Here is an 18,545-nt window from a genome sequence, read left to right on the forward strand (position 1 = left end):
CACCGCTCTTGTCTGTCCGGCACAAAGGACCGGATAGAAAACAAAACGCGGATATGCCTGAAAGACATATCCGCATTACGAGCTCCATGAGCGTGTCAGCGACGGTATCTCCCTACGTTGGCATTATCCAAATCAGGTTTACGGGTCTGGGCAATACATCCCACTCTCAGCCTGCTTGCGCAAGCTCCCCTGTTGACAAAGGGTATCATAGCACTATTCGCCCCGGTTTGCAAGGGATTTTTCCGGATACGGGGGAAATCGGTCAATTTTCCCCGCTCTGCGCGGACTGTACAGAAATTCTGGCGAAAATGCAGTGCATTTCGCAAAAACTCCGCACATCGAGGACATCTGTCTTTTCAATGACCGCCATGAAGGGACCCATTTGTGATCCTGCACGAAGTTTGTTCGGAGGGGTAGACAAGTTTCCGCCGCGGGTGTATATATGTATACAAGTATACAGCAAGCGTATCGCTGGAAAGGAGCCCGCCATGCTTGAATTATCCGCCAAAACCAATCTGCTGGAGGAAAATGACTACCGTTATTCCCTTCAGGATGTGAAGGACCCGGTGCTGTACCGGGACGTATATAACTATGACGAGGTCCCCAAGGTGGCCTTCAACCACCGGCGGGTGCCTACATCCATGCCTGCCGATATCTGGATCACGGACACTTCCTTCCGGGATGGTCAGCAATCCATGAACCCCTACACGCCGGAGCAGATCGAGCACCTGTTCAAGCTCCTCAGCAAGCTGGGCGGGCCTTACGGCCTGATCCGCCAGACAGAGTTTTTCATTTACAGCAAGCGGGACCGGGAGGCCATCGAACGCTGTCAGGCTTTGGGGCTGCGCTTCCCGGAGATCACCACCTGGATCCGGGCCACCCGGGAGGACTTCCGGATGGTGAAGGACCTTGGCATCAAGGAGACCGGTATTCTGGTGTCCTGCAGCGACTATCATATCTTTAAGAAAATGCAGATGACCCGCCGGCAGGCGTTGGACTACTATCTGGCCACGGTGAAGGACGCCTTTGACGCCGGGGTCATGCCCCGATGCCATCTGGAGGACATCACCCGTGCGGACTTTTACGGCTTCGTGGTGCCCTTCGTCAATGAGCTGATGGAGCTTTCCCACCAGGCCAAGATCCCCGTCCGCATCCGGGCCTGTGACACCATGGGCTACGGTGTCCCCTACACGGAGGTGGCCCTGCCCCGCAGCGTTCCCGGCATCATCTACGGTTTGCAGCACTATTCCGGCGTGGAGAGCGAATATCTGGAATGGCACGGTCATAACGACTTCTACAAGGCCGTTGCCAACGCCGCCACCGCCTGGCTGTACGGCGCCAGCGGCGTGAACTGCTCCATGCTGGGCATCGGTGAGCGCACCGGCAATGTGCCGTTGGAGGCCATGGTGTTTGAATACGCCTCTCTCCGTGGCTCTCTGGACGGTATGGACCCCACTGCCATCACCGAGATCGCCGACTACTTCGAGCACGAGATCGGCTATCACATCCCCCCCATGACGCCCTTCGTGGGCCGGAACTTCAACGTCACCCGTGCAGGCATCCACGCTGACGGGCTTTTGAAGGACGAGGAGATCTACAACATTTTCAATACGGAAAAGCTGCTGGACCGGCCTGCCGCCGTAGCCATCAGCAAAACATCCGGGCTGGCGGGCATCGCCTACTGGATCAACCAGAACTACCGGCTCCGCAGCGACCACCAGCTCAGTAAGCATGACGCACTGGTGGAAAAGCTGAAGGTCTGGGTGGACGAACAGTACGCCGGAGGCCGCACCACCGCCCTTTCCAACGAGGAACTGGAAGAAAAAATCGCAGAACTGTCCGGCGGCGTGCTGAAGCCCCGCCATTGAGGAGGAACCCACCATGATGAGAGATCACAAGCCCATTTCCATCGCCGATCAGGTTTTCGAAAAGCTGGAACGGGATATTCTGTCCGGTAAATACCCTCAGGGCGAGATTCTGAGCGAGCTGCGGCTGTCCGGCGAGCTGGGCGTCAGCCGCACCCCCATCCGGGAGGCCATCCGCCGCTTGGAGCAGGAGCGCATTTTAGACGATACCGGCCACGGACTCGTTGTGGTAGGCATCTCCCGGCAGGATATGCTGGATATCTACGAGATCCGCCTTCAGCTGGAGGGTCTGACTGCAAAGCGGGCCGCCGCCAGCATCACAGACGATGTACTGAGTGAAATGAAAGAGGTTCTGGACCTGCAGCGCTTCTACATTGAAAGTGAAAAGGAGCCGGGTGAAAATTCCGATCAGATCAAAAACCTGGACTCCCGGTTCCATGAATTGCTTTACAACAGCTGCGGCAGCCGTCCCTATGCGGATACGCTGATCTCCCTCCATAAGAAGATCATCAAGTACCGCAAGGCCTCCGTCACCCACCACAGCCGGGCGGTCCACGCCTTAGAGGAGCACACCGCCATCTACGAGGCCCTTGCCGCCCACGATGGGGACCGGGCTGCGGAGGCGTCCCTGCGCCATGTGGAAAACGCCCGGGCCAATCTGGCAGACATCATCCAAAAGGAGGGCTGAACCATGGGAAAGACATTGACAGAAAAGCTGATCGCCGCTCATTTGGTCAGCGGCAGCATGGAGCCGGGGGCTGAGGTGGCCCTGCGCATCGACCAGACCCTGACCCAGGACGCCACCGGCACCATGGCCTATCTGGAATTTGAGTCCATGGGCATTGACCGGGTCAGAACAAAGCGCTCCGTGGCCTATATCGACCACAACACCCTCCAATCCGGCTTTGAAAACGCCGACGATCACCGGTACATCCAATCCGTTGCCGCCAAGCACGGCATCTGGTTCTCCCGCCCCGGCAACGGCATCTGCCATCAGGTGCATTTGGAACGCTTCGGCGTACCGGGGCAAACCCTTATCGGCTCCGACAGTCACACCCCTACCGGCGGCGGCATCGGGATGCTGGCCTTCGGCGCGGGGGGCATGGACGTAGCCGTGGCTATGGGCGGCGGAGCCTACTACATTACCATGCCCAAGGTCATCAAGGTCGAACTGACCGGTGCGCTGCGCCCCTTCGTCACCGCCAAGGACATCAGCTTGGAGGTCTTGCGGCTTCTCTCCGTCAAGGGCGGCGTGGGTCATGTGATGGAATGGGGTGGTCCCGGCATCGCTGGACTGTCCGTTCCGGAGCGGGCCACCATCACCAATATGGGTACGGAACTGGGGGCTACCACCTCCATCTTCCCCTCCGATGAAGTGACCCGCGCCTTTTTGAGGGCTCAGGGGCGGGAAGCCAACTTCACCCCCCTCTCCGCCGATCCCGATGCGGCCTATGACCGGATTATCCACATTGATCTGGACACGCTGGAGCCGCTGATCGCCTGCCCCCACATGCCGGATAAGGTGGTGCCCGTCCGCAGTCTGAAGGGCGTTAAGGTGGATCAGGTCTGCGTCGGCTCCTGCACCAATTCCTCTCTGTACGATCTGCTGAAAACCGCCGCCATGCTGAAGGGCAGGACCGTGGCCCCCTCTGTCAGTATGTCCGTGTCCCCCGGCTCCCGGCAGGTCCTGACCATGCTGGCCAACTGCGGCGCGCTGTCGGATATTCTGGTCTCCGGTGCGCGGCTGCTGGAATGTGCCTGCGGCCCCTGTATCGGTATGGGCTTCTCCCCCAACTCCGGCGGTGTGAGCCTGCGGACCTTCAACCGCAACTTTGAGGGCCGCAGCGGCACGGCGGACGCCAAGGTGTACCTGGTGTCTCCGGAGACCGCCGTGGCCGCCGCCCTCACCGGGGAGATCACCGATCCCCGCGATTTGGGGCTGGACGCTCTCCATGTGGATCTGCCGGACCGCTTTCTCATCGATGACAGCGCCGTGCTGGCCCCCGCCTCCCCGGAGGAGGCAGCCCATCTGGACGTGCTCCGCGGTCCCAACATCAAGGAATTCCCTCAGGGCAAGCCTGTGGGGGACGCCATCACCGCCAAGCTGACCTTGAAGGTAGGGGATAACATCACCACCGACCACATCATGCCCGCAGGCTCTAAGATCCTGCCCTACCGCTCCAACATCCCCAAGCTGTCAGAGTTCTGCTTCGCCGTGTGCGACAAGGAGTTCGCCCAAAACGCCAAGGCAGCCGGGGAGACCATTTTGGTAGGTGGAAGCAACTACGGACAGGGTTCCTCAAGGGAACACGCGGCGCTGGTGCCCCTGTACTTAGGTGTCCGGGCAGTCATCGCCAAGAGCTTCGCCCGTATCCACGCCGCCAACCTCATCAATGCCGGGATCCTGCCCCTGACCTTTGCCAACCCCGATGACTATGATGCCTTGACCCAGGGCGAGACCCTGACCCTCACCGGCATCGACGCCGGTCTGGACAGCGGCACCATGACGCTTCACGCCGGAAACCGTGAAATTCCCGTCTGCGGCAGCTTCACCAAGCGGCAGGCAGCGATGCTCCGGGCAGGCGGTCTGCTGAATTACACGAAAGAAGGCAATGACTGATGGATCAGAACGCATATATCGAGCAGGCGGCGGCACATTTCCGCACCTTACTGACTGAGCAGTTAAACCGGCAGGAGCGTATGGCCCAAGGCTCCCCCGCCAAGGACTTTTCCCGTATGGAGCGCATCGTCATCGGCCTGATCCCCGGTGACGGCATCGGTCCCATCCTCATGGCCCAGGCCCGGCGGGTGTTGGAAAAGCTGCTGGCGGACGAGATTGCCAATGGCCGGGTGGAACTGCGGGACATCGAGGGGTTGACCATTGAAAACCGCACTGCTCAGGGCAAAGCCATTCCTGACGAGGTGCTGGCTTCCATCAAGGACTGCGACGTGCTGCTGAAAGGCCCCACGGAGACTCCCAAGGGCGGTACGCTGGAAAGCGCCAATGTGGCCATGCGCCGGGAGCTGGACCTGTTTGCCAACGTGCGGCCTGTATCCGTCCCGAAGCTGGGCATCGACTGGACCTTCTTCCGGGAGAATACGGAGGGCGAATACGCTCTGGGCAGCCGGGGCGTTGAGGTGCCCGGTATGCTGAGCATGGATTTCAAGGTCACCACAGACGCCGGTACCCGCCGGATTGCCAAGGCCGCCTTTGACTTTGCCCGGGCCAACGGCAAAACCAATGTGGCCATCGTCACCAAGGCCAACATTATGAAAAAGACCGACGGAATGTTCACCCGCATCTGCCATGAGGTCGCGGCAGACTATCCGGAGATCACCGCCGAGGACTGGTACATCGACATCATGACCGCCAATCTGGTGAACCCGGAAATCCGCAGCAGGTTTCAGGTATTCGTGCTACCCAATCTGTACGGCGACATCATCACCGACGAGGCCGCCCAGATTCAGGGCGGCGTAGGCACGGCGGGCAGCGCCAACACCGGCAGTCAATATGCTATGTTCGAGGCCGTCCACGGCACTGCCCCCCGGCTCATCGCCGATGGTGAGGGAGACTACGCCAATCCCGCCAGCATTTTGAAGGCGGCAGAGCTGCTGCTGCGGCACATCGCCATGGCGGACAAGGCAGATCAGCTCGCCGCCACTATGTACCTCTGCACGGAAACGGAGCAGCGAGTGATCATGACCGGCCACCGGGACGGGGCCTCCTGCGCCCAGTTCGTGGATTATCTGCTGGAAAAGCTGTAAAAGCAGCATCCAAACGGTTTACCTGTCCATATCGTCAAAAAGCGGTCCGCAGATGTCTGCGGACCGCATTTTGGTATGTTAGAACAAATCAGTCAACATGACAGAAAAACAGCAAAATAGGACACATTCACATTGCTGACTTCCACATATGGCATTTTCAGAAGGAAAACAGAGATAGACTTCCACAGAAACTTCCATCCCAACGGCGGAGGACGCAAAAAGAGAGGGAACCGGTTTCCCGATTCCCCCTCAAAAGATTTTGGTTTTTGCGGAACTTACTTGTTGAAGTAACGCTTCAGCATGCCCTCCAGAGCCTTGCCGTGACGGGCCTCGTCGCGGGCCATCTCATGGACGGTGTCGTGAATAGCGTCCAGACCGTTCTTCTTGGCGCAGGCGGCCAGCTCAAACTTGCCGGCAGTAGCACCGTACTCGCAGTCCACGCGCCAGGCCAGGTTCTTCTCGGTGGAGGCGGTCATATTGCTCTCCAGGTCGCTGCCCAGCAGCTCGGCGAACTTAGCGGCGTGCTCGGCTTCCTCATAAGCAGCCTTTTCCCAGTAGAGGCCGATCTCGGGATAGCCCTCACGGTGAGCGATCCGGGCCATGCACAGATACATACCCACCTCGCTGCACTCGCCGTTGAAGTTGGCCATGAGCTGATCGAAGATGTACTTCTTATCCTCCTCGGAGATATCAGCGTTGTTCTTCACGGTCTCTGCGTAGATGCCGAACTTGTGCTCAGCAGCCAGCTTCAGCTCGCCCTTGACCTCTTCAAACGCATTCTTGGCGTGGCAGACGGGGCACTCGACGGGAGCCTCGGGACCCTCATAAATGTAACCGCAAACCTTGCAGACCCACTTCTTCATAGTTATATCCTCCTTAAATAATTACCTTATCTTTGCCCTTTCCTTGAGCGTTTTTTGCTTTGTGAGTGTAGTATATCAGGAATTATTTCTATTTGCAAGTTGCAAATGCAACTTTTTTGAAAGAACATAAAATTGTTCACGCTTTGTTAGAGCTATTGAACTATTCAAAGACTATCCCACACAGATACAGCGGCCGGGGAAGCGATCGCTTCCCCGGCCACACTGGTTGATCTTATTCCTCGTTCCGGGCCTTGGCCTCTGCGATCGCCTTCTCCTGCGCCGCGGGAGGGCAATCCTCATAGCGGACAAAGTGCAGGGTAAAGGTGCCGCGGGACTGGGTCATGGAGCGGAGGTCGATGGCATAGGTGCTCATCTCGCCCATGGGGACCTCAGCGGTGATGACCTGCTCGCCATTGCCAGCAGGGTCCATACCCATGACGCGGCCGCGGCGCTTGTTCAGGTCACCCATGACATCGCCCATGTAGCTGTCAGGCACGGTGACCTTCAGCTCGCCCACAGGCTCCATCAGGCAGGGGTTGGCCTCAGGCAGAGCGGCCTTGTAGGCCAGCTGAGCGGCGGTCTTGAATGCGATTTCGGAGGAGTCAACGGGGTGATAGGAGCCATCATACAGAACGGCCTTCAGATTCACCACCGGATAACCGGCCAGAGGACCGTGGACGCAGGCCTCCCGCAGGCCCTTTTCCACAGCAGGGAAATAGTTCTTGGGCACGGAGCCGCCGAACACTTCCTCAGCGAAGATCATATCATCCTGCTCGGTCTGGGGCTCGAAGCGGATCCACACGTCACCGAACTGGCCGCTGCCGCCGGTCTGCTTCTTATGACGGCCCTGCTTCTGCACGGTCTTACGAATCTTCTCACGGTAAGCCACGCGGACAGGGCTCAGCTCCACTTCCACGTTGAAGCGGGTCTTGAGCTTACTGACCAGCACATCCACCTGCATATCGCCGGCGCCGGAGAGTACCATCTGATGGGTCTCGGCGTTGTTGACCACGGAGAAGGAGGGGTCCTCCTCATTGAGACGGTTCAGGCCCTGAGCCACCTTATCGTCCTGGCCGCGGGTCTTGGGGGCGATGGCCACAGAGTAGCAGGGTTCAGCGAAGGGGATGCCCTTCAGCGCCACGACCTTACGGCTGTCGCACAGGGTATCGCCGGTCTTGACCTTATCCATTTTAGCGATGGCGCCGATATCGCCGCACACCAGCTCCTTGACCTCGGTGGCCTTCTTGCCACGCATGGTATACAGGCGGCCCAGCTTCTCGTTGTCGCCGGTGCGGGCATTGACCATGGTCATATCCGGCGTGATGCTGCCGGAGAGGACCTTCACGAAGGAGTACTTGCCGTACTGGTCGGAAATGGTCTTGAACACGAAAGCCGTGGGCACACCACCGGCGGACACCACGAATTCCTCGGTGGTGCCGTCAGCCAGAGTGGCCTTATGATAGTTGCCCTGCTCGGGAGAGGGCAGCAGCTCCATGATGTTGTCCAGCAGCATCAAGGTGCCCATATCAGCCACGGCGCTGCCGCACAGCACGGGGAACACGCTCAGCTCACGGACGCCCTGACGGAGGCCCTGAGCCATCTCGGCGTAGGTGAAGTCCTCGCCGTTGAAGAAGCGCTCCATGAATTCCTCGCTGGTCTCCGCCACGGATTCCTTCAGCGCATCGTTGAACTCGTTGATGACGGCCACCTTATCCTCAGGCAGCTCGATCTCCACACGCCTGCCGTCCTGCATCTCATAGGCGCGCTTATTCAGGATGTCCATGAGGCCGGTGACTTTCTTGTTTTCGTCCAGCGTAGGCACCACAACGGGAGCGATCTTGTTGCCGAAGCGCTCACGGAGCGCATCAAAGGTGGCGTTATAGTCGCTGTGATCCTCGTCGATCTTAGAGATATAGATAAAGCGGGGCATATTCCGCTCTTCGCAATACTTCCACGCCTTCTCAACGCCCACGGACACACCGTCCTTAGCGGAGGCCACGATGATGGCGGCGTCGGCGGCCCGGAGAGCCTCCATCACTTCGCCGGAAAAGTCGAATGCGCCCGGAGTATCCAGCACGTTGATGCGGCAGCCCTTATAGTCGATAGGCGCCACAGCGGTGGACAGAGAGATCTGGCGCTTGACCTCTTCGGGATCGTAATCACAAACGGTATTGCCGTCCGCGACTCTGCCCATACGGTCGATGGCACCGGTCATAAACAGCAGGCTCTCTGCCAGAGAAGTCTTACCGCTGCCGCTGTGACCCAGCAGGCAGACGTTACGGATGTTCTGTACTGAATAGCTCATGTTTGTTCCACTCCTTATGTTGATGCTGTTGACACGGCCCGAATGGGCCGATAAAAGATCTGTCAACCATTGAGACTCACTCAATGTGTTAATTATACCGCTTTTTCATGGGCAATACAATAAGAATTTTGTGAGATCTCACATTTTGGAGGGGTAGGCAAAAAGGGTCGCCTATTTTTGTGGGGTCCCGCAAAAATCATTTTTCTTGAAAAAAAGTCTTTTGGTCCTGGACAGTGCGAAAAAGTACCGGGAGGCAGGGAAAAAGCCTGCCTCCCGGTACTTTATTCTGTCAAGTGTCAATATCGGCCGGTCCAGTCGCTCATCAGCAGCACCGGCAGAGTCCACAGCAGCAAAAACACCGTCAGGGACAAGGGGGTGAGCAAATCGAACTTCCCCAGAGACACCAGATACGCCGTCAGCAAAACGCCGGCGGCGCTGCCCGCCAGGGACAGCCATGTAGCCCGGCGCACCGCCGTTCGCAGACGGCGGCTGCCCACCACTGCTTCGGCGTAGGGCAGCAGGCCCTCCCGCAGCAGCAGCGCCCGGGGCAGGCCCCGGTCCTCCTCCGCTTCGCTGAGGGCCACCCGGTCCGTCAGCTGCGGATACTCCACCTTGATCTTCTTATAGAACTTCCGCTTCAGCAGCGCCGGGGTGATGTTGGGGTCCCGTACCGCCAGAATCGGCGTGATCCGGCTGCGGTGCAGGGTCCGCAGCGCGTAGTCCACATTTTCCGATGCCTCATACTTCACGGCGAACACCGCCGCCAGCTGATGATCGATGGCCAGGAAAATGCCGGTCTTCAGATTGATGTTGCTGGGCAGACGCACATCCTGCTTCCGCAGGAAGGAGGCCGTCCCCAACAGGACGGATTCCCCGTGGATCGTGCAGCCAAAGCCGCCCTGCTCGTAAAAGCTCAGGTCCTGAGCCGTTTCCCGTGGGGCGTTCTCCCCCACCGCCAGTCCCTCAAAGACCCGCTCCAGGCCGCAGCCCGCCGCACGGGCGGCTGCCGCCGCATAAGCCGACACCTTTCCAAGTTCCTCGCCGTAGACCTTCACCCCGTTGAGCCGGATGGTCCCCGGCGGGAACAGGTCGGTATCCGTCAGGATCATGCCCCGGCGCTTTCCTACCCGGGCCGCGCCGTCCCAGCCCGCCACGGCACAGCCGCTTTTCTGCTGTCGGCGGGTCAGCCGGGACCATGGCAGGCTCCAGCACAGCGGCAGGGAACAGGTGGCTCCCGCCGTCAGGATCACGGACCAGTTCCGCAGGAAGTCAATTCCGTGTCCCCGTCCCAAAGAGGTCAAGCCCGCGAATACCAGCGCGGCCATAAAAATCACCGGCAGGAACACCGTCTGAAGACGGGAGGCATAATCATCCCGCATGGCGGTGGTGTAAAAGCCCCGCAGGTCTCCCCTCTGCTTGCAGGCACCCCTTGGAGTTTCCGTGACCAAGTAAGGGGGGTGATCGTCCAGCGATGCCAAACGGAAGCTATCATAGCTGCCCCGGCTTTCCCGGCTGATGCCCCACTGGGCAAAGCACAGCGCCAGTCCCGCCGCAGCGGTATAGGGAAGCGCTTCTCCCCGCCCCGGAACAAGCAGCCACAACGCGCAGTCCACCGCCGCCGCCACCACCGCCAACGACACCAGCAATGCGCTGACGCAGCGTTTTTCACTCAGCTTCCGGATCGCGTACACCGGCACGTGCCAGCACAGCACCAATTCGATCAGCAGACAGGCCAGCATGGCAACGCCTTGGATCTGCCGGTCTCCGGTCCAGAAGGGGACCGTGACGCCGTACTGCTCCGCCGCCATAGCGGCGATAGGCACCAGCGCTGTAAAAAAGGCAAATCCCAGAGACCGGTGACGGCTCTTATAGGCTTCCCGCTCCTCAGACGCGACCTCGCTAAGCTCCGGTTCTTCCCCGATGCTCTCTGCCTCGGTAAGAGGCTTTACCGATTCCTCCGGGGCTTCCATGGAATCGTAGAGCTGCTCCGTTTCCTCCTGCCGCTTCCGGGAGAACAGCCCCCATTTCGGCTTCAGCAGCGTTTCGTGGTGCTCCTCCATCACGGCCCCTACCGTTGTCCCTACCAGTTCTTCCAGACTCAGGAAGCGGGTAGCCTCCGGCTCCGGGCCGTCATCTGTCCGTGGTTCTTCCTCCGGGTCCGAATCGTCGGCAAAGGGGGCCTCCCCGTCCTGTTCCAGCGCCGCCGCAGCGATCCGTTCCTCCCAGAGGGCCATCGCCGATTTGGGCGTTGGAGATGGGGCCGTCTCTGTCGGTTTAGGGGCGGAAGGCTGTTCAGGAGCCGGTGCCTTGGGCGTATCCGGCTCTGCCGGAGCGGTCTCACGCTCCACCTCTTCCATGATTTTCTGCTGGCGGCTGGAGCCGTACTCCGCCAGAATCTCCTCTAAGGTGTAATCCTCGTCAGACGGCGGCGTATCCCAGGTGCCTGTGCCGTATTCTGTTTTCTCGACATCCTTTGACACCGTGTTCTCTCCAAACTTCTCAGTTCATCCGCTGACGCACGGCCTCATACAGCAGGATCGCTGCCGAGGCGCTGGCGTTCAGGGAATTCAGATCACCCTTCATGGGGATGCTCACCAGAAAATCGCAGTTTTCGGCAGCCAGACGGGTCATGCCGTCCCCTTCGCTGCCGATGACGATGGCAGCAGCGCCCTTCAGGTCCGTGTCATACAGGCCGGTGGTGCCGTTGGCCGCCGTGCCGAATACCCAGACCCCCTGCTTTTTCAGGTCCTTCAGCAAGGAGGGGATATTGGGCACCCGAGCCACCTTCATGTGAGACACCGCGCCTGCGGAGGTCTTGGCCACCACGCTGGTCAGACCCGCACTGCGGCGCTTGGGAATGACCACGCCGTGAGCGCCGGCGCAATAAGCCGTCCGGATGATGGCGCCCAGATTGTGGGGGTCGGAGATCTCGTCGCACACCACGATCAGGGGCGACTCGTTCTTGGCGGCGGCATCTGCCAGAATATCGTCTACACTGACGTACTCCCGCACCGCTGCCAGAGCGATGACGCCCTGATGGGCGTGGGTGCGGCTCATGCCGTCCAGCTTCCGCCTGTCGGCCTCCACCACCACGATGCCCGCCGCCCGGGCCTTGGAGGCGATGTGGCCCAGGGTCTTGTCCACCTCACCCTTCTGGATGAAAATTTTGTCGATGCTGGCCTCCGTCCGCAGGGCTTCGATCACCGCGTTGCGGCCTTCAATGAGGCCGTCGGCCTCGGCGGTCAGCTGGTCTTTTCTTTCGTCTGTCATATTGAAATCCTCTCATGATCGGAATTTGTCAAAATCTGCGGGGTATACTTTTTACAGTATATCACAGAACCGGTCCACAATAAAGATGAATTTAAAAAAACGTTTCCGTTCAGCACGTCCAAGTTTACAGAAAGTTTATGAAAAGGCAGTCTCTTTTCCTTGTGGTTTCAAGGAGGTTGTGCTATACTGCTTTTTAATTTCACACACTCTGAAAGGAGTTCTCAATGGACCAGAACGATAAAAACAATAAAAACCGACGGGGCAACCGCAACCTGCTGGGTGCCGGTAAGCTGGTGGCCTGGGCGCTGGCGCTGACGCTGGTGTTCTACTGCACCAGCAGCTACATGGGATCCGCCGGAAAGCAGGCCTCCAACATCAACATCAAGTACAGCGATTTCATCGCCATGATGGAGAGCAAGCAGGTGGAGGACGTCACCGTGGACCTCTCCGAGGGCCTGCTGTATATCGTCCCCAAGGACGGCTATGTCTACACTGCTGAGAACGGCACCGCCTACACCAAGTCCACGGATCAGGACGGCAAGGCCGTTTACGCTTTTACCGACGCCGACGGCAAGGAGCATACCGCGGCGCTGAAGCTCTTTACCGTAAAGATGGAGTCTAATGACACTCTGGTGGAGCGGATGCACGAGGCCGGAAAAACAGACTATGACACGAAGTACGAGCCTCAGATGAGCCCGCTCCTCCTGTTCGCCATCAACTTCATTCTGCCCTTTGTGTTCATCATGCTCATGTTCTCCCTCGTCATGCGGATCATGGCGAAAAAGGGCGGCATGGGAGGCATGGGCGGGATCGGCGGCGTGGGCAAGGCCAACGCCAAGGTCTACATGGAAAAGCAGACCGGCGTCACCTTTGCCGATGTGGCCGGTCAGGACGAGGCCAAGGAATCCCTGACGGAGATCATCGACTTCCTGCACAATCCCAAGAAATATACCGACATCGGTGCCAAGCTCCCCAAGGGTGCTTTGCTGGTAGGCCCTCCGGGCACCGGCAAAACGCTGCTGGCCAAGGCCGTGGCCGGCGAAGCCAATGTGCCCTTCTTCTCCATCTCCGGCTCCGACTTTGTGGAGATGTTCGTGGGCGTGGGCGCGTCCCGTGTCCGCGACCTCTTTAAGGAGGCCGCCAAGGTAGCCCCCTGTATCGTATTCATCGATGAGATCGACACCATCGGCAAATCCCGTGACTCCGGGCGCTTCGGCGGCAATGATGAGCGGGAGCAGACCCTGAACCAGCTTCTTGCCGAGATGGACGGCTTTGACCCCACCAAGGGCATCATCCTTCTGGCCGCCACCAACCGGCCCGAGGTGCTGGATCAGGCCCTTCTGCGGCCCGGCCGGTTCGACCGCCGCATCATCATCGACCGTCCCAATCTGGCGGGCCGTCTGGCCACCCTTCAGGTCCATACCCGGAACATCAAGCTGGCCGAGGACGTCAATTTGAAGAAGGTAGCGCTGGCCACCGCCGGCTGCGTGGGCGCCGACCTTGCCAACCTTGTGAATGAGGCCGCTCTCCGGGCCGTCCGGAAGGGCCGCAAGCTGGTGATCCAGGAGGACCTGCTGGCCGCCTTCGAGCTGGTTATCGCCGGTACGGAGAAAAAGGGCAGCGTCCTGACGGAATTTGAGAAAAAGCTGGTGGCCTACCATGAGGTCGGTCACGCCATGGTGGCCTACAAGCAGAAGAACACAGAACCGGTCCAGAAGATCACCATTGTCCCTCACACCCAAGGCGCGCTGGGTTACACCCTGCTGATGCCGGAGGAGGATAAGACAGAGCTGCGGACCCGGGACGAGCTGATGGCGAAGATCGCTGTGTCCATGGGTGGCCGCGCCGCCGAGGAAGTGGTGATGAACACCATGACCAACGGCGCCTCTCAGGACATCCAGGAGGCCACCGGCGTGGCCCGGAACATGGTTGCCATGTTCGGCATGAGCGACCAGTTCGGCATGATGGCTCTGGCCTCCCGCCGCAGCCAGTATCTGGACGGCGGCTACGGTCTGGACTGCGCGCAGGACACCGCCGCCGCTATGGACAAGGCCGTGAAGGATATCCTGGACAAGTGCTATGCCGACGCCGTGAACATCATCCGGGAAAACCGGGCCGACATGGACAAGGTGGTGGCCTATCTGCTGGAGAAGGAGACCATCACCGGTGCGGAGATGGTAGCCATCATCGAAGGCCGGGACCCCTCCACCGTAGAGGACGCCTACGCCTCCACTCTGGCCCACGAGAATGGCTTCCGCCCCTCTCAGCCGGAGGTCATCGAGCCTGCCGCCCGGAAGGTCCACATGATCTCCGAGAAGATCGAGGCCCCGGAGAACGCTCCCGCCGACGGGGAGACGAACAACGAGGATAAACCATCTTCTGACGAAGCGCCGTCTGACGGGAAGCCTGAGTCCAAGCAGGAAAATGACACCAAATCCGAATAACCACCAAACAGGCGTACCGGATGGTACGCCTGTTTTTGAAAACGAGAGAAAAGAGGAATCACCATGATCCGTATTGCCAAGGAATCCGACCTGCCTGCCGTAGCCGCCGTCTATGAGGCTATTTTAGACCATGAGGACGCCACCGGCCTCCACTACACTGGCTGGAAGCGGGGCGCTTACCCCACCACCGAAACCGCCCGGAGCATTTTCAACGCCGGGACCCTGTATGTAGGCGTGGACGAGGACGGCACCGTCTGGGGCAGCATGAATCTCAACGGCGTCCAGCTGCCGGAATACAAAAACGGCGGCTGGTCCATCCCCGCCGAGGACGATCAGGTCGCCGTTATCCACACCCTGACCATCCATCCTGACCGGGCGGGGCAGGGCTTGGCCCGGCAGATGGTGGCCTTTGCCGAGGACACCGCCCGCAGTCAGGGCAAGACCGTCATGCGGTTCGACACTGGCGTGAGCAACGCCGTTTCCAACCACCTCTACCCTGCCATCGGCTACCGCTTCGCCGGGACGGTGGACACCTTCTTCATGGGCTACGTCCACTGTCCCCTGAATCTCTACGAAAAAAAGCTGTAAAACCCCTGTGTAAACCCACGGTTTACAAATTTCGCCGGGAAGTTGGTGGCGATTTTGCCCGCTTTCAGCGATACTGTTCCCACGAAAGGATGTGACGCGTATGACCACAGGCCAGCGGATCGCCCTGAAGCGAAAAGAGGCCGGATTGTCCCAGGAGACACTGGGCGCGGAGCTGGGCGTTTCCCGGCAGTCCATTTACAAGTGGGAATCGGATACTGCCTTACCGGAGATTGACAAGCTGGTGGCCCTCAGCCGCCGGTTCGGTGTAACCGTAGGCTGGCTGCTGGGTGTAGAGGAAGCGCCGGAGACGCCCCCCGCCCCGGACAGTGGCGAATTAACGGACGCTCAGTTGAAAATGGTGGAGGAGATCACGGAGCGGTATCTCGCCGCCCAGACCGCCCCGAAACCTCGGAAAAAATGGCCCTATGTGCTGGCAGCGCTGGCGGTATTGTGCGCCGCCTACAATATCTATGATTCCATTCGGACAATCGGCTGGCAATTCGATGGCGTTTACAACCGGATCAACCAGATGGAACGCAGTATGTCCAATCAGGTATACGGCATCTCCGGTCAGGTGGAGGAAATTCTCAAACAGCAGAACAGCCTGACGGCGGACTATGGAACGAAGCTGGTATCCGCCGATCTGTCCAAAAACTCTGTGACCTTCTCCGTCTACGCCGTCCCCAAAACCTACGTGGAGGGTATGCGCGTTGAATTTTCAGTGGACAACGGCCACAGCTCCAACAGCAAAACCGTCCTGTCTGAGCCAGATCAGAATGGGCAGCCGGTCAGCGAGAAATTCTCGGCGGAGCTGACCTGCGAACTGACGGATGACATCGCCATCACTGCGGTATTCGTCATGCCGGACGGCACCCGGCAGACCCAGCCCCTGCAAACGTATTCCGGTCTGTATTCCGGCTCCCTGCCGGACGTTGCCAATCTTGTGGATGCGGATCTCCAAGGCCGGGCGCAGATTGAAAACGGCAAGCTGACCCTGCCGGATGCCATGGAGTATGCCTTGACGCTCAGCACGCAGTTGGACAATATCCTGATCCCCCGGACGAAGGCTGTTTCCATTCGGGTAGGCCTGTTCAAAAACCAGCGGCTTGTCGCCTGGGCGCGGCCCATCAGCGCCGATGAGCAGACCAGCTACCGAGGCTATGACAACGCCACCTTCTATCGGCTGGAGCCTCTCTCCTTCCCCTTTGCCGCCGGGGATATTCTGGAATCAGCGGCTGTTCTCACCGATGAGTACGGCCGGGAGGTCATCTGCCCTGATTGGTTTCCCCTGACGCTGGACAGCGACGGCCAGTCCCTCGTATTCCCCGGCAGTACCGGGTCGGATACCGTTGACGCTTACAGCATCGATACGGACATTTCCCACTGGACATTCCAATAAGCCGAAAGCCAGCCTTTACGGGCTGGCTTTGAGGCTGTCGATAAAGTGATAAATTTTCCGCGACGGTAAGGAAGGGTGTGCGCGGGAAACCCAAGAAGGGTGTCCCGCGCCATTAAAATCCTAAGTTTTCAGAACTTTTATGAAGTTCTGAAAACTTGCTCAGCGGGGAGAAAAGACTTTTTCGATACGCTGAAAGCCAGCCTTTACGGGCTGGCTTTTGATTTCTTTCTTCCTCGGTGAGAAAGGTTTTCGCAGCTTTTTCATCAGTTTTCAGGGCACTCAGAGCCTCTCCCCATACGCAGAGAACAGCCGCCGCGGAGTTTCCGCAGCGGCTGTTCCTGTGATTCAGTTCTCTGTGCTGCCCAGATTACGGTGCAGAAGCTGATGGGTCTTGCCCTTCAGCAGGCCCTCGTACAGAGCAAGGACCATGGGGTTCTCGTTGGACTTTTTGATCTGCATATTGACGTCGGTATCATACAGACCCTTGGCGCGGGCCTTCCGGGTCCGGGGACCGGCGCCGACCGGCTGGCCGCCGCCCATGATACAGCCCCGGCGGCAGGCCATGACCTCCACGAAGTCATAGCTGACCTCGCCGCTCTGGATACGCTTGATGAGCTTGTCGGCATTGCCCAGACCGTTGACCACTGCGGCGCGGATCTCCTTGCCCATGTAGTCAAAGGTCAGTTCCTTCAAACCGTCATCGCCCCGGACGCCGCTGGTGCGGATGCGATCCATTTCCACCCGGCTGTGGCCGGTCTGAAGGCGGCGGAGCACCGCCTCCGTCACGCCGCCGGTGACGCCGAAGATGACGCCGCCGCCGGAACCGATACCAAAGGGCATATCGGTGGACTCGCCGTCGATATTCTCAAAGCGGATACCGGACTTGCGGATCATGGAGGCCACCTCGGTGGTGGTCAGCACATAGTCCACGTCCTGTCGGCCATTGGTCATGGACTCAGGGCGGAGGATCTCCTCCTTCTTGGCGGTGCAGGGCATGATGGACACCGACACCAGCTTCTTGCCCTGATTGATCTCAGGATTGCGGTAGTATTCCCGGATCACCGCGCCGAACATCTGCTGGGGAGAGCGGCAGGTGGAAATATTGTCCGCCAGTTCCGGATACCGGGTCTCGCAGAACTTGACCCAGGCAGGGCAGCAGGAGGTGAACAGGGGACCCTTGGCGCCGCTGGAGATCCGCTCCAGCAGCTCCTCCGCCTCCTCGATCACGGTGAGGTCCGCGCCGTAGGTAGTGTCATAGACCTCATGGAAGCCCAGTCGGTGCAGGGCATTGACCAGCTTGCCCATGACGTTTTCGCCCTTGGGGATGCCGAACTTGTCGCCCAGCGCCACGCGGACCGCCGGAGCCACCTGCGCCACTACAATGGTGTTGGGGTCCGCCAAAGCGTCCCAGACCTCATCGATGTTGGTCTTGATGCTGATCGCGCCGGTGGGACACACCACCCGGCACTGGCCGCAGTTGACGCAGTTGGTCTGGGCGATGGTCTTGTTGAAGGCCGGGGTCACCAGCGTACTGGTGCCGCGGTAGGCAAAGTCGATGGCGTTCACGGACTGGACATTGTCGCACATACGGACGCAGTCGCCGCAGAGAATGCACTTATTGGGGTTGCGGACGATGGCGGGAGAGCTTTCGTCGATGGGGTACTTGGCCTCCCGGTTCTTGAAGCGGATCCGGTCCACGCCCATGCGGTGAGCCAGCTCCAGCAGATGACACTCGCCGCTTTTCACGCAGGTGGTGCAGTCCCGGTCATGGGCTGCCAGCAGCAGCTCCAGGATCGTCCGGCGGTAGCGCATGAGCCGGGGGGTATTGGTGTAGATCACCATGCCGTCCCGGGGCGGCTCCGCACAGGAGGCAAAGGTCTTGCCCCGGTCATCCTCTACGGTGCACAGACGGCAGGCACCGTAAATGGACAGTTCGGAATGGTAACAAAGGGTCGGTATATCGATCTCCGCATTGCGGATCACGGTCAGAACATTGGGTTCGTTGGTAAATTCCACCCGCTGACCGTCAATGGTCATAAATCCCAT

The 18,545-nt window shown here is 59.4% G+C and carries 12 protein-coding genes and 1 riboswitch; of the genes, 7 read left to right on the top strand and 5 right to left on the bottom strand.

Annotated elements, in window-relative coordinates:
- Positions 1-92: 92 nt before the first annotated feature.
- Positions 93-201: riboswitch (TPP riboswitch) on the bottom strand.
- A 287-nt stretch (positions 202-488) separates the two neighbouring features.
- Genes H8Z83_RS07735 through H8Z83_RS07750 form a run of 4 tightly spaced genes read left to right on the top strand, consistent with a single transcriptional unit; the run spans position 489 to position 5,630 of the window.
- Positions 489-1,868, top strand: a complete 1,380-nt coding sequence (locus tag H8Z83_RS07735) for a hydroxymethylglutaryl-CoA lyase-like TIM-barrel protein (protein ID WP_187014505.1) — start codon at positions 489-491, stop codon at positions 1,866-1,868.
- 13 nt (positions 1,869-1,881) lie between these two features.
- Positions 1,882-2,553 carry a GntR family transcriptional regulator gene (locus H8Z83_RS07740; RefSeq protein ID WP_187014506.1) on the top strand — a complete coding sequence of 224 codons (672 nt, stop codon included), beginning with the start codon at positions 1,882-1,884 and terminating at the stop codon, positions 2,551-2,553.
- Positions 2,554-2,556: 3 nt separating this feature from the next.
- The gene (locus H8Z83_RS07745; protein ID WP_187014507.1) at positions 2,557-4,485 is read left to right on the top strand and encodes an aconitate hydratase; all 1,929 of its coding nucleotides are present in this window, start codon (positions 2,557-2,559) and stop codon (positions 4,483-4,485) included.
- A complete protein-coding gene (locus H8Z83_RS07750) occupies positions 4,485-5,630 on the top strand; it encodes an isocitrate/isopropylmalate family dehydrogenase (protein WP_187014508.1) in 1,146 nt (381 codons plus the stop codon). Before H8Z83_RS07745 ends, H8Z83_RS07750 begins: the two co-directional genes overlap by 1 nt.
- Positions 5,631-5,905: 275 nt before the next feature.
- On the opposite strand, the gene H8Z83_RS07755 is transcribed toward H8Z83_RS07750, so the two are convergent.
- The 4 genes from H8Z83_RS07755 to rlmB all read right to left on the bottom strand — a co-directional run bounded on the left by H8Z83_RS07755 (position 5,906) and on the right by rlmB (position 12,068).
- The gene (locus H8Z83_RS07755) at positions 5,906-6,493 is read right to left on the bottom strand and encodes a ferritin family protein (RefSeq protein WP_187014509.1); all 588 of its coding nucleotides are present in this window, start codon (positions 6,491-6,493) and stop codon (positions 5,906-5,908) included.
- Positions 6,494-6,725: 232 nt separating this feature from the next.
- Positions 6,726-8,798, bottom strand: a complete 2,073-nt coding sequence (locus H8Z83_RS07760; protein ID WP_187014510.1) for an elongation factor G — start codon at positions 8,796-8,798, stop codon at positions 6,726-6,728.
- 296 nt (positions 8,799-9,094) lie between these two features.
- Positions 9,095-11,278: a hypothetical protein gene (locus H8Z83_RS07765; protein ID WP_187014511.1), complete on the bottom strand. Its 2,184-nt coding sequence runs from the start codon at positions 11,276-11,278 to the stop codon at positions 9,095-9,097.
- Positions 11,279-11,297: 19 nt separating this feature from the next.
- Entirely contained in the window at positions 11,298-12,068 is a 771-nt protein-coding gene (rlmB, locus tag H8Z83_RS07770; protein WP_187014512.1) for a 23S rRNA (guanosine(2251)-2'-O)-methyltransferase RlmB, read from the bottom strand.
- Between the two features lie 224 nt (positions 12,069-12,292).
- On the opposite strand from rlmB, the gene ftsH reads away from it, so the two are divergent.
- From ftsH to H8Z83_RS07785, 3 genes are all read left to right on the top strand, one after another.
- Complete coding sequence (gene ftsH / locus H8Z83_RS07775; protein WP_187014513.1) at positions 12,293-14,512, top strand: ATP-dependent zinc metalloprotease FtsH; 2,220 nt, start codon at positions 12,293-12,295, stop codon at positions 14,510-14,512.
- A gap of 63 nt (positions 14,513-14,575) precedes the next feature.
- The gene (locus H8Z83_RS07780) at positions 14,576-15,100 is read left to right on the top strand and encodes a GNAT family N-acetyltransferase (RefSeq protein WP_187014514.1); all 525 of its coding nucleotides are present in this window, start codon (positions 14,576-14,578) and stop codon (positions 15,098-15,100) included.
- A 100-nt stretch (positions 15,101-15,200) separates the two neighbouring features.
- Positions 15,201-16,499, top strand: a complete 1,299-nt coding sequence (locus H8Z83_RS07785; protein WP_187014515.1) for a helix-turn-helix domain-containing protein — start codon at positions 15,201-15,203, stop codon at positions 16,497-16,499.
- A 345-nt stretch (positions 16,500-16,844) separates the two neighbouring features.
- On the opposite strand, the gene H8Z83_RS07790 is transcribed toward H8Z83_RS07785, so the two are convergent.
- Complete coding sequence (locus tag H8Z83_RS07790; RefSeq protein ID WP_187014516.1) at positions 16,845-18,545, bottom strand: [FeFe] hydrogenase, group A; 1,701 nt, start codon at positions 18,543-18,545, stop codon at positions 16,845-16,847.

Source organism: Dysosmobacter segnis (assembly GCF_014297285.1).
In the GTDB taxonomy this organism is placed as follows: Bacteria; Bacillota; Clostridia; order Oscillospirales; family Oscillospiraceae; genus Oscillibacter; species Oscillibacter segnis.

Excerpts from the sequence above, each read along its gene's own strand:
- H8Z83_RS07735 (WP_187014505.1), top strand. The coding sequence starts at position 489 with ATGCTTGAATTATCCGCCAAAACCAATCTGCTGGAGGAAAATGACTAC.
- H8Z83_RS07740 (WP_187014506.1), top strand. The coding sequence starts at position 1,882 with ATGATGAGAGATCACAAGCCCATTTCCATCGCCGATCAGGTTTTCGAA.
- H8Z83_RS07745 (WP_187014507.1), top strand. The coding sequence starts at position 2,557 with ATGGGAAAGACATTGACAGAAAAGCTGATCGCCGCTCATTTGGTCAGC.
- H8Z83_RS07750 (WP_187014508.1), top strand. The coding sequence starts at position 4,485 with ATGGATCAGAACGCATATATCGAGCAGGCGGCGGCACATTTCCGCACC.
- H8Z83_RS07755 (WP_187014509.1), bottom strand. The coding sequence starts at position 6,493 with ATGAAGAAGTGGGTCTGCAAGGTTTGCGGTTACATTTATGAGGGTCCC.
- H8Z83_RS07760 (WP_187014510.1), bottom strand. The coding sequence starts at position 8,798 with ATGAGCTATTCAGTACAGAACATCCGTAACGTCTGCCTGCTGGGTCAC.
- rlmB (WP_187014512.1), bottom strand. The coding sequence starts at position 12,068 with ATGACAGACGAAAGAAAAGACCAGCTGACCGCCGAGGCCGACGGCCTC.
- ftsH (WP_187014513.1), top strand. The coding sequence starts at position 12,293 with ATGGACCAGAACGATAAAAACAATAAAAACCGACGGGGCAACCGCAAC.
- H8Z83_RS07780 (WP_187014514.1), top strand. The coding sequence starts at position 14,576 with ATGATCCGTATTGCCAAGGAATCCGACCTGCCTGCCGTAGCCGCCGTC.
- H8Z83_RS07785 (WP_187014515.1), top strand. The coding sequence starts at position 15,201 with ATGACCACAGGCCAGCGGATCGCCCTGAAGCGAAAAGAGGCCGGATTG.
- H8Z83_RS07790 (WP_187014516.1), bottom strand. The coding sequence starts at position 18,545 with ATGGGATTTATGACCATTGACGGTCAGCGGGTGGAATTTACCAACGAA.